This is a genomic window from Bacillus canaveralius, assembly GCF_002860125.1.
GTDB classification, from domain to species: Bacteria; Bacillota; Bacilli; order Bacillales; family Cytobacillaceae; genus Bacillus_BJ; species Bacillus_BJ canaveralius.
The window spans coordinates 42,663-54,254 of record NZ_PGVA01000013.1 but is presented as its reverse complement, the minus strand read 5'-3'; the positions used below and the strand labels follow the sequence as shown (position 1 = coordinate 54,254).

Genomic DNA, 11,592 nt, shown 5'->3' with positions numbered 1-11,592 from the left:
ATATATCCGCGAAAAGGACGATATCCGCGAAAAAGGATGATATATCCGTGAAAAAGGACGATATATCCGCGAAAAAGATGATATATCTGCGAAATAGGACGATATATCCGCGATAAGACCAGTATCCGCGAAAGAGGGGGCGCGGATGCCAGCCCAACTGCAGCGAATAGTGCAGATTTATATTCAGAAAAATGTGATAAAATATAGTCATCATTCATGATAGGGGGAGGCTAATGAAACAACCGTTGCTGGAGCTCCCGGTTGATATCATTGAGACGATAATTGAGAACGCTTTCGGTTCTCTTGTTGTGGTTGATCGGGACGGCAAGATTATATATATGAATAGAAAATATTGCGAGTTTTTAGAGGTGGATCGTGATGAAGTGATCGGTAGGCACGTCACTAACGTCATTGAAAACTCAAGGATGCATATTGTAGCAGAAACGGGTAAAGAGGAAATTGCTGATCTGCAGTACATTAGAGGTAATTATATGATTGCCAACCGTGTGCCGATCTTCTCAAATGGTGAAGTAATCGGCGCTTTTGGGACGGTTTTTTTTCAGGATACCTATGAATGGATGCAAATGAACAGCCATGTGAAGAGTTTGTTGACGAAAATTCATTCATATATTCAGGAAATCGACAGCGGTGTGAAATACAGCCTCGACGACATATTGGGAGAGTCGGAGCAGATTCGCAGTTTAAAAGAAAAAGTTAAAATGATTGCGTCAAGCGATATCTCGGTTCTAATTAGAGGTGAGAGCGGAACAGGGAAAGAATTATTTGCCCACAGTATCCACCGGCTTAGCGCCCGGAGCCACAAGCCGTTTGTCAAAATGAACTGTGCGGCAATTCCTGAACAATTGCTGGAATCGGAACTGTTCGGTTATGAAGAAGGGGCATTTACCGGCGCAAAAAAAGGTGGAAAAAAGGGAAAGTTCCAGCTCGCTGACGGGGGTACGCTGTTTCTTGATGAAATTGGCGACATGCCTGGAAATATGCAGGTAAAGCTGCTCCGAACCCTGCAGGAACAAGAAATTGAACCGGTCGGCTCCACAAAACCGTTGTCCGTCGATGTCAGAATTATTGCGGCAACCAATCGTCCGCTCGAAAAAATGCTCGGCGAAAAAAGGTTTCGTGATGACTTATTTTACCGGATAAATGTCATTCCATTTATGATTCCGCCACTGCGTGAAAGAATGGATGACCTTCCCGGATTAACCGATTTTTTTATAAAAAAGATCACCAGGAAATCCGGAAAAAGGATCACTGGAATCGACGCGCGGGTTGTCCGGCTGCTTAACAGCTACAGCTGGCCCGGCAATATCCGCGAGCTCGAAAATGTGATTGAAGCGTCAGTGTACTTGTCGAATAGTGAAACGATTACAATGGAAGCATTGCCGGATTATATAACAAACTCTTCTGTTTATCCGCTCGGTGAGAAAAAATTGAAGGAAATTCTCGAAGACACTGAAAAACTGGTTTTAGAGCAAAGCCTTGCAAAATATCAACAAGATAAGCTGCTTGCGGCCAAGGCACTTGGAATCAGTAAATCGACCTTTTATGAAAAATTGCATAAATACCGATTGTTGTAGTCCGAAAGTTCGGAAATGATTCCGGACTTTCGGACTTTTTTTCTTTCTAGTAAAACTGCCGCAAAGATAAGGACGAAACAGGTTACGAAATACTCTGGCTGTTTACTAGCAATTTAATGATCTATGAAGCTAGCAGGAATAACTTGCTTAAGAGTCCGAATTTCCGGAAAAAATGTTCACAAAAAATTCGAAAAATCAAAGAGGGTACAGTTCTTTCATTTTGGCATACTTCTTGCATCTATATTAATGACTATCTAGAAAAGGAGGGTGTCAATTGAAAAAAATCTACGCGAGTGCTGCCGAAGCAATATCGCAAATCCATGATGGTGCAACATTGATGGTCGGCGGTTTCGGGTTAGTCGGAATTCCTGAACAGCTGATTCTCGCACTCGTCGACAAAGGAACAAAGGAACTTACCGTTATTTCGAACAATTGCGGTACCGACGATTGGGGGTTGGGCTTACTTTTAAAAAACAGGCAAATCAAAAAAATGATCGGTTCATATGTCGGTGAAAACAAGGAGTTTGAGAGACAAGTTTTAGCCGGGGAAATTGAAGTTGAACTGAATCCGCAGGGAACGCTCGCAGAAAGAATTCGGGCTGGTGGAGCAGGGATTCCGGCATTCTTTACTCCGGCCGGAGTTGGAACAGTGATCGCAAGGAACAAAGAGGTCAGGGAATTTCAAGGGAAGGAATATGTGCTCGAAACAGCCTTGAAAGCTGACGTTAGCTTAGTCAGGGCGGCCTATGGAGACGAAGCAGGCAACCTGATCTACAATAAAACAGCCCGCAACTTCAATCCGATGATGGCTGCTGCCGGCAAGATCACGATTGCCGAGGTGGAAAATTTGCTGCCAATCGGTGAATTAAACCCCGATCATATCCACACGCCGGGGATTTATGTGCAGGGACTGTTAATGGCCCGCCAGGAAAAGCGGATTGAACGATTAACAACGAGATCGGTGTAAAGGAGGGAAAACGATGGAGCTGCGTGAAAGAATTGCACGAAGAGCAGAAATGGAAATTAACGATGGCGATTATGTAAATCTCGGGATCGGCATGCCGACGCTTGTCGCGAACTATATTAATAAAAGAAAGCAGGTTGTGCTTCAGTCGGAAAACGGGCTTCTCGGCATTGGTCCATATCCGGCCGAGGATGAAGTAGACCCTGACCTCATCAATGCAGGAAAAGAAACGGTTACCGCGATCAAGGGAGCTTCGTATTTTGATAGCGCTGAATCGTTCGCGATGATTCGTGGCGGCCATATTGATGTCGCGATTTTGGGAGGGATGCAAGTATCCGAAAATGGCGATCTCGCCAACTGGATGATTCCCGGCAAGATGATCAAAGGAATGGGCGGCGCAATGGATCTTGTCCATGGTGCCAAGAAAATCATCGTCATCATAGAGCATATTTCAAAAAATGGTGATCCGAAAATTGTAAACGCTTGCAGTTTACCGTTGACAGGAAAAGGGGTTGTTCAACGCATTATTACAGAACGTGCCGTAATCGATGTTACAGATAAAGGGCTAAAGCTTATTGAAGTGTTTGACGGCTTTACGATTGAAGAGGTTCAAGAATCAACAGAACCAAAGCTCATGATTGAAGAAGTAAAAACGGGGATAACACTGCAATAATTTGTGATCATTCACTTTTACAAGGGGGAAGAGAAATGCTTAGCATGATTGGACTAATTGGTGGTCTGGCTTTATTGATCTGGTTGACAATGCGCGGTATGAACCTGCTTGTCGTCGGTCCATTGTCTGCCTTGTTTGTCGCGGTTTTGAGCGGGATGCCATTGTTTCCACAGCTGGTCGAAGAAGGTGCCGCCAACTTCGTCAGTAATTATATGGCCGGCTTTTCTGGATTTGTTACATCGTGGTATTTAATGTTCCTGCTCGGGGCGATTTTCGGAAAAGTAATGGAGGATAGTGGCGCGGCAGACAGTGTATCGCGTTATATTGTCGATAAACTCGGCATGAAATATGCCGTCATCGCTGTGGTAGCAGCATGTGCTATTTTAACTTATGGCGGAGTAAGCCTGTTTGTTGTTGCCTTCTCAGTGTATCCGATGGCGCTTAGCTTATTTAAACAGGCTGATCTTCCAAGACGCTTTATTCCGGGAGCACTTGCGTTTGGATCCGTTACGTTCACGATGACTTCGGCAGGGTCACCGGAAATCCAAAACTGGATTCCGATTGAATTTTTAGGAACCTCTCCTTATGCAGGATGGGAAGTAAGTTTAATTGTAGCCATCTTTATGATTATTTTCGGCTATTGGTGGCTGAAGAGAATGATTACGAAAGCAGTTCAAAAAGGGGAGAAATTTGTCTCACGGGAAGGTGATCCTTTAGCAGTGGACAGGGATCTTCCGAATCCGATTATGGGACTTATACCATTGCTGGTTGTTCTGGTCATTTCATTCTTTTTCCATGAATCACTTCAGCAATCCGCCCTTATTATAGCGCTTCTAGGCGGTGTTATTGCTACTTATCTATTAAACCGCAAATATTTCAATAATTTCTGGGCAGCGGTTTCAGAGGGGACGTTGGGGGCTTTGATCGCGATAGGAAACACAGCGGCTGTAGTTGGTTTTGGTGGGGTAGCTAAAGCTGTTCCGGCTTTTGAAACCGCTGTCAACGCGATGACCAGCATTCCTGGCAGCCCACTTATTGGTGGTGCGGTTGCTGTCAGCGTTATTGCGGGTATGACCGGATCCGCATCGGGCGGTCAGGCAATTGCTTTGCCAATAATCGCGCCGCATTATATGGATTTGGGTGTTAATCCGGAAGCCCTTCACCGTGTTGCGGCGATTTCTTCAGGAGCCCTGGATTCTTTGCCTCATAACGGTTACGTTGTAACAACGATACGAGCGGTTTGTGGCGAGTCCCATCAGGATGCTTATAATGCCGTTGGCGCTTTGACCGTTATCGTTCCGGCAATCGGGGTAATTTTAGCGATCATTTTATTCTCTCTAGGTTTAGGCATTTAAGAAAGGAGCTTCGGAATGGTTGAACATAAAATAGTTTTCATCACCGGCGCAGCACAGGGCATCGGTTATGAAATCGGCAAACGGTTTGCTTCGCAGCATGCAAAAGTAGTGCTGACCGATATACAAGAGGATGCTGTTCAAAAGGCCGCCACGCAGCTGCAAGGCGAAGGTTACAACGCAATTGGTATTAAATGCGATGTTACTTCAGAAGCAGACATCGAGCAGGCTTTGAACAAAACAGTTAACCATTTTGGATCGCTCGATATTTTAATCAATAATGCCGGACTGCAACATGTCTCATTGATCGAAGATTTTCCGACTGAAAAGTTTGAGTTCATGATAAAAGTGATGCTGACTGCACCTTTTGTTGCAATCAAACATGCACTGCCCGTAATGAAGCGGCAAAAATTTGGCAGGATCATTAATATGGCATCGATTAACGGGCTTGTGGGTTTTGCCGGAAAAGCAGCTTACAACAGTGCCAAACATGGCGTAATCGGCTTAACAAAGGTAGCCGCGTTGGAAGCGGCCGAACACGGCATTACCGTAAACGCGATATGCCCGGGTTACGTCGACACGCCGCTCGTCCGCAATCAGCTGGCCGATCTGGCGAAAACAAGAAATGTACCTTTGGAAAAAGCGCTGGAGGAAGTCATCTATCCGCTCGTCCCGCAAAAGAGATTATTGGAAGTAGAAGAGATAGCCGATTATGCAATCTTCCTGGCGGGGGATCAGGCCAAAGGAGTTACAGGTCAGGCTGTTGTCATTGATGGGGGATACACAGTACAGTAAAAACATGGAGAGGCTGAGCGATCAGTCTCTCTTTCTACAGTGCAAGTAAGTTGGCCTTTACTGAGTTTCGCGGATAAAATGGAATTTTCGCGGATATATGTTTTGGTTTCGCGGATAAAATAGAATTTTCGCGGATATATTGCTTACTTTCGCGGATAAAATGAGATTTTCGCGGATAAAATGCAAAGTCAACTCCGATATGTCACGAAAATTGCAAATTGACCAAAACAAATTAGTAGCGGAACACCACAGGCGCACAAATACCTATTTATGTATTTGGGGAAAGTACAGCACCAGATGTTAAGTTGATTTTAATTTGAAAATACCGTTACTTGGTCAGTTTTGACAGAAAATTAATTATTGGTCAGTTTTGACAGGAAATTATTTATTCTATAAGTCTCGTTCTTTCCATCTGAGCAAAAATATGTATGCACTTCGCCACATCTTGTGCATAATATACATATTACATTCCTTTCAGGATGAGCCTGCTTGCATCCTGGGGGGAAATTGTTTACAATATCTCTATAGTCTGATATGAGAAATGACAATGAGAAGGAATAGTAATGATGCAGGAGCCCGTTTTAGAGAGTTGACGGATGGTGCAAGTCAACCGGGCACATCATGAACTCGCCTTTCGAGTCGCAAGCATGAAATCGCAGTAATGCTTGCCGTTTACCGCGTTAAGGATGAATGAAGCGAGTGACATGTTCACTAATGTGGGTGGTACCGCGGGAGATTATACATAATCCTCTCGTCCCTTTTGGGATGAGGGGTTTTTTATTTTAAAAAGCTCAATTAGACCAATTAATATATATGAAAATCAGGAGGAAAACACGATGAGCTTTAATCACCGGGAAATCGAAAAGAAATGGCAACGAGTTTGGGAGGAAAATAAGACCTTTAAAACACGTGAAGCTGTCGGTAAGCGGAACTTTTACGCGCTTGATATGTTCCCGTATCCATCCGGCTCCGGACTCCACGTTGGCCATCCGGAAGGCTATACAGCAACAGATATTTTATCCCGCCTAAAGCGGATGCAGGGATACAATGTATTGCATCCGATGGGCTGGGATGCTTTCGGGCTTCCGGCGGAGCAGTACGCTCTTGATACCGGGAATGACCCGGCTGAATTTACGAAAAAGAATATTGATAATTTCCGCCGCCAAATTAAGGCACTGGGATTCTCTTATGACTGGGACCGGGAAATTAATACGACAGACCCGGAATATTACAAATGGACACAGTGGATTTTCATCAAGCTTTTTGAGCACGGGCTCGCTTATATTGACGAAGTAGCTGTTAACTGGTGTCCGGCCCTTGGTACGGTTTTAGCGAATGAAGAAGTCATCGACGGAAAAAGTGAACGCGGCGGCCATCCGGTCGAACGCCGCCCAATGAAACAGTGGATGTTGAGAATTACCGCCTATGCGGATCGTCTACTTGAGGACCTTGAGGAAGTAGACTGGCCTGAAAGTATCAAAGACATGCAGCGCAACTGGATCGGCCGTTCAGAAGGTGCGGAGGTTACCTTCCAGATCGATGGACATGATGAAGCCTTTACAGTATTTACAACAAGGCCTGATACATTATTCGGGGCCACATATGCGGTATTGGCGCCGGAGCATGCATTGGTCAGTAAAATAACAACCGCCGCGCAACGTGACGCAGTTGAGCAATATATAGACCAAATTAAAAGCAAGAGTGACTTGGAACGAACAGACCTTGCCAAAGAAAAAACCGGCGTTTTCACAGGAGCATACGCCATCAATCCGGTAAACGATGAAAAAATGCCAATCTGGATTGCCGACTATGTGCTCGCGAGCTACGGAACCGGCGCCATTATGGCCGTACCGGGCCATGATGAACGCGACTACGAATTTGCGAAAAAGTTCGAGCTTCCAATTGTAGAGGTTGTCGCCGGCGGCGATATCACGAAAGAAGCTTATACAGGTGATGGAGAGCATGTTAATTCCGGGTTCGTAAATGGATTGAACAAAGAAGATGCGATCCGAAAAATGATTGCCTGGCTGGAGGACAAAGGAATTGGAACGAAGAAAGTAACTTACCGACTGCGCGACTGGCTGTTCAGCCGCCAGCGTTATTGGGGCGAGCCGATTCCGGTCATTCACTGGGAAGACGGTACGATGTCAACGGTTCCTGAAGACCAGCTCCCATTGATGCTTCCGAAGACAACAGAAATCAAGCCTTCCGGCACGGGCGAATCACCGCTTGCCAATATTCATGACTGGGTGCACGTCGTGGATCCGAACACAGGCAAAAAGGGTCGGCGGGAAACGAATACGATGCCGCAATGGGCGGGCAGCTGTTGGTATTATCTTCGCTACACTGATCCAAACAACAGCGAAGCGCTGGCAGATCCAGACAAGCTAAAGGAATGGATTCCGGTTGATATTTATATCGGCGGTGCCGAACATGCCGTACTTCACTTGCTTTATGCCCGTTTCTGGCATAAGTTCCTTTATGACATCGGTGTCGTCCATACGAAAGAGCCTTTCCAAAAGCTTTTTAACCAGGGGATGATTCTTGGTGAAAATAATGAAAAAATGAGCAAATCAAAAGGCAATGTCGTCAATCCTGATGAGATTATCCACAGTCATGGTGCCGATACACTTCGCCTTTACGAAATGTTCATGGGCCCGCTTGACGCATCCATTGCCTGGTCAACACAAGGACTTGATGGCGCCCGCCGCTTCCTTGACCGCATCTGGCGTTTGTTCATTGAAGAGGATGGCACGTTAAGCGCAAAAGTGCAGGATGTTGAAGGTGCACAAAGCTTGGAAAAGGTATACCACCAAACAGTGAAAAAAGTCACTGAGGACTATGAGGGCTTACGTTTTAACACGGCGATTTCCCAGCTTATGGTGTTCATCAATGAGGCCTACAAAGCTGAGGTTCTTCCAAACGCGTATATCGAAGGCTTTGTGAAGCTGCTTGGACCGATCGCTCCGCACCTTGCCGAGGAGCTTTGGCATAAGCTTGGCCACGATGAAACGATTGCTTACGAATCATGGCCTGCCTACGACGAAGCAAAGCTCGTCGATGACGAAGTGGAAATCGTTATTCAAGTAAATGGAAAAGTGAAGGCAAAATTAATGGTTCCGTCAGGAGCTAATAAACAGGCTCTTGAACAAATTGCAATGGGCGCCGACAAGGTAAAAGAGCAAATTGGCGGCAAAACTGTCCGCAAAGTGATTGCCGTTCCAGGAAAGCTTGTAAACATAGTGGCAAACTAACCAATAAAATCCTCCGGGTCTTCCCGGGGGATTTTTTTTGTATAAACATTTTCTAATCAGTGTTTCGCATTTCTTCATCAAGCAATTTAGTGGATTAGATGAAAAAACTAGGATTTAATAAAGTTAGTCCAAAAGAATCACCATCGTTGATCTATCACTATGTTAGAAGGAAAGGTTACAGTAAAAAATGTCTATTTCAACAATCCTCATGATTATAACTACTATTTTAGCATACAGCCTGATTTGTTTTTACGTCGGGTATAATGGCTGGGTTTGGCTCAGGGCAACATTTTCTTTTCCATATAAAAAGGCATATATTGCTGTGATTGTCTTATTTTCTGCTTCAATTTTTCTTGGGCAATTTTCTTCTATGCTGCCTTTAATATTGATGGGCCACACTTGGCTCGTTGTTATCGGATACAGTGTGATCCTGCTGCCGCTCGCGAATCTATTGGTCTATATATTGAAGAAGAGGGGGATTTTTTGGATAGGAATCGGGGTCATTTCCATCTTCATGTTCATTTTTGTCTATGGCTCATTCAACGCGTGGAACCCCGTTGTTCGCAGCTATCATCTTGAGATCGATAAACAGTCGGGCGAGCAAAACGTGAAGATACTTATGGTGTCTGACCTTCATTTAGGTTCAATTGTCGGGGAGAGGCATTTACAACGTTTAGTAGATGTAGTGGATGAAGAAAAGCCGGATATTATTTTAATCCCCGGAGACATCATCGATGACCACATCGATCCATTTCTCGAAAAAAATATGAGTGAGACGATGAAAAAAATCAGCGCACCTCTAGGCGTATATGCCGTGCTGGGCAACCATGATTATTACGGTGATGATACGGCATTGATTTTAGACGAAATGGAGAAGCTCGGAATCCGGGTGTTAATGGACGAGTCTGTAAGTATTGATGAACAGTTTTACCTGATTGGCAGAAAAGACCTTACCGACGAAAATAGAAATGAAGCAAGCGCGCTTTTAAGAAATTTGGATAAAACAAAACCGCTTATTATGATGGACCATCAGCCGGTTGAGCTTAATGAAGCAAAGGAAAACGGAATTGATGTTCTGTTGTCAGGCCATACGCACAGGGGCCAACTAGCCCCGGCCAATTTAATCACTAGCAAAATGTATGAAAATGATTGGGGCTATCTGCAAAAAGAAAATCTCCACTCCTTCGTTTCATCCGGATTTGGAATATGGGGGCCTCCGCTCAGAATCGGAAGCCGATCAGAAGTCATGGTCATCGATGTTAAGTTTGCTTCTAACTAAGCGCAGGTATTAACGCTGGAGTTTATGATGGGGAATTTTATCATAAGTGAAAAAGAGAATGTTCAGTTAAACAACATTCTCTTTTTTGGAACTACTTTCTCCTCCGCGCGTTAACGGAAAAGTAATCGTAAATGTTGTACCCACTCCCAGCGAACTGTGGACTAAAATGGTTCCATTATGTTTTTGGACAATTTTATAGCTCACCATCAGTCCTAACCCATTCCCTTTTTCTTTAGTTGTGTAGAATGGTTCGCCGATTTTTTTCAGTTCTTCTGGTGTCATGCCGACTCCGTTGTCTTGAACTGAAATGGATAATTCCTGGCTGTTTATTTCGGTGGTAATAAAAATTTGCCCACCGTTAGGCAAAGCCTCCACCGCATTCTTAATAATATTTAGAAATACTTGTTTCAGTTGATTTTTTTCTCCAAAAATATGAACTTCGTACTGCGGCAGTGTGTAATTAATTGCAACATTTTTCAAAAGTGCTTCCGGTTGCAAAAAATTAATAACGCTCCGGAGAATTTCGATTACATTGCATTCGCTAAGATAATAAGTATGAGGCTTTGAAAAAACCATAAATTCACTTACGATGAAGTTAATTCGATCGATCTCCTCTAAAATAATATCAGTGAACACTTTTCCTTTTTCGGTTTCATTCATTAACTGGACAAACCCTTTTATAGACGTTAATGGATTGCGTATTTCATGGGCAATCCCGGCTGCCAAGTCACCCACCATTGATAACTGTTCAGCTTTTCGAAGAGTTTCTTCCGTTTTCTTTTTTTCTGTGATGTCGTACTGAATATAAAAGAATTGATAAATTTCCCCGTTTTTATTAACAAAAGGCACAATCGTCGTATCCACCCAAAATTTAGTCCCGTCTTTCGCCTGGTTGAGGATTTCTCCTTTCCAAGTATCTCCTTTTTCGATCGTTCCGCAGAGATTATTAAAGAAGTTTTCAGTATGAAACTGGGAATTTAAAATGTGATGATTATGCCCCATCAGTTCTGCTTTTGTGTATTTAGAAATCTCACAAAACTGGTCATTCACATATGTAGTGTAGTTATCTTTATCCGTAATCGAGAAAATCGTTGCTTCAATGAGAGCTTTTTTAAAATCGGATAGTTCCTTTAAAGCGGCATTTACATCATTGTTAGATTCTTGAAGTGGACAAGGTGATAAAGATAGATTGTCATCATCTTGATTTGTGATTGTATTCAAAAAAAGCTGATAGAAATGGTCGAGTAGTTTAGTAACTTGCATGAGAATATCAGCAGCGAGCTGGCATTTGTCCACTTCTGCTTCTAAAAACTCTAAAATTCTCGCACGGGAAATGGTCATAAACTTTATACACTGATCGAGTAACGCCGCTCTGTTATCGGGGTTTTGTTCAAATGAATTTACTAACGGAATGATTTTAGTCCTTATGGATTCATTTTTGTGGCATAAAAAATCGCCAAGAAGATTAAATACATATTCATGAAGATATTGCTGCGCAGGTATTTCTGAAGTTTTCATCGCTAACTCGTAACTTAACGCCTGAGTTTTTCTGCCTAATAACTCCAATTGATTTTCCATAAGGATCCCTCACTGAATGTATAAATCTCCATAATAAAAATTTGACATAAATGCCGGAAACCCTTCTTTTATATTCTGAAGACTATTTTAAGTGAGAAATAT

The 11,592-nt window shown here is 43.5% G+C and carries 8 protein-coding genes and 1 other annotated feature; of the genes, 7 read left to right on the top strand and 1 reads right to left on the bottom strand.

Features of this window, described 5'->3' with window-relative positions; translation table 11 throughout:
• The first annotated feature begins 233 nt into the window (after positions 1-233).
• The 7 genes from CU635_RS06600 (at position 234) to CU635_RS06570 (ending at position 9,912) form a co-directional block, all read left to right on the top strand.
• Positions 234-1,595: a sigma-54 interaction domain-containing protein gene (locus CU635_RS06600; protein ID WP_101576384.1), complete on the top strand. Its 1,362-nt coding sequence runs from the start codon at positions 234-236 to the stop codon at positions 1,593-1,595.
• Between the two features lie 274 nt (positions 1,596-1,869).
• Entirely contained in the window at positions 1,870-2,562 is a 693-nt protein-coding gene (locus tag CU635_RS06595; protein WP_101576383.1) for a CoA transferase subunit A, read from the top strand.
• A gap of 13 nt (positions 2,563-2,575) precedes the next feature.
• On the top strand, positions 2,576-3,232 hold the full coding sequence (locus tag CU635_RS06590; RefSeq protein WP_101576382.1) for a 3-oxoacid CoA-transferase subunit B: 657 nt from the start codon (positions 2,576-2,578) through the stop codon (positions 3,230-3,232).
• Positions 3,233-3,267: 35 nt separating this feature from the next.
• Positions 3,268-4,587, top strand: coding sequence for a GntP family permease (locus CU635_RS06585; RefSeq protein ID WP_101576381.1), 1,320 nt, complete (start codon positions 3,268-3,270; stop codon positions 4,585-4,587).
• 15 nt (positions 4,588-4,602) lie between these two features.
• Positions 4,603-5,379 carry a 3-hydroxybutyrate dehydrogenase gene (locus tag CU635_RS06580; protein WP_101576380.1) on the top strand — a complete coding sequence of 259 codons (777 nt, stop codon included), beginning with the start codon at positions 4,603-4,605 and terminating at the stop codon, positions 5,377-5,379.
• A 538-nt stretch (positions 5,380-5,917) separates the two neighbouring features.
• Positions 5,918-6,141, top strand: a binding site (T-box leader).
• 74 nt (positions 6,142-6,215) lie between these two features.
• Positions 6,216-8,633, top strand: coding sequence for a leucine--tRNA ligase (gene leuS / locus CU635_RS06575; RefSeq protein WP_101576379.1), 2,418 nt, complete (start codon positions 6,216-6,218; stop codon positions 8,631-8,633).
• 187 nt (positions 8,634-8,820) lie between these two features.
• Positions 8,821-9,912 (top strand): metallophosphoesterase, encoded by a 1,092-nt coding sequence (locus tag CU635_RS06570; RefSeq protein WP_101576378.1) that lies wholly within the window; start codon positions 8,821-8,823, stop codon positions 9,910-9,912.
• A 66-nt stretch (positions 9,913-9,978) separates the two neighbouring features.
• Here the strand turns inward: CU635_RS06570 and CU635_RS06565 are convergent, their stop codons facing one another.
• Positions 9,979-11,490, bottom strand: a complete 1,512-nt coding sequence (locus CU635_RS06565) for an ATP-binding protein (RefSeq protein ID WP_101576377.1) — start codon at positions 11,488-11,490, stop codon at positions 9,979-9,981.
• Positions 11,491-11,592: the final 102 nt, after the last annotated feature.

Excerpts from the sequence above, each read along its gene's own strand:
- CU635_RS06580 (WP_101576380.1), top strand. The coding sequence starts at position 4,603 with ATGGTTGAACATAAAATAGTTTTCATCACCGGCGCAGCACAGGGCATC.
- leuS (WP_101576379.1), top strand. The coding sequence starts at position 6,216 with ATGAGCTTTAATCACCGGGAAATCGAAAAGAAATGGCAACGAGTTTGG.
- CU635_RS06600 (WP_101576384.1), top strand. The coding sequence starts at position 234 with ATGAAACAACCGTTGCTGGAGCTCCCGGTTGATATCATTGAGACGATA.
- CU635_RS06565 (WP_101576377.1), bottom strand. The coding sequence starts at position 11,490 with ATGGAAAATCAATTGGAGTTATTAGGCAGAAAAACTCAGGCGTTAAGT.
- CU635_RS06590 (WP_101576382.1), top strand. The coding sequence starts at position 2,576 with ATGGAGCTGCGTGAAAGAATTGCACGAAGAGCAGAAATGGAAATTAAC.
- CU635_RS06585 (WP_101576381.1), top strand. The coding sequence starts at position 3,268 with ATGCTTAGCATGATTGGACTAATTGGTGGTCTGGCTTTATTGATCTGG.
- CU635_RS06570 (WP_101576378.1), top strand. The coding sequence starts at position 8,821 with ATGTCTATTTCAACAATCCTCATGATTATAACTACTATTTTAGCATAC.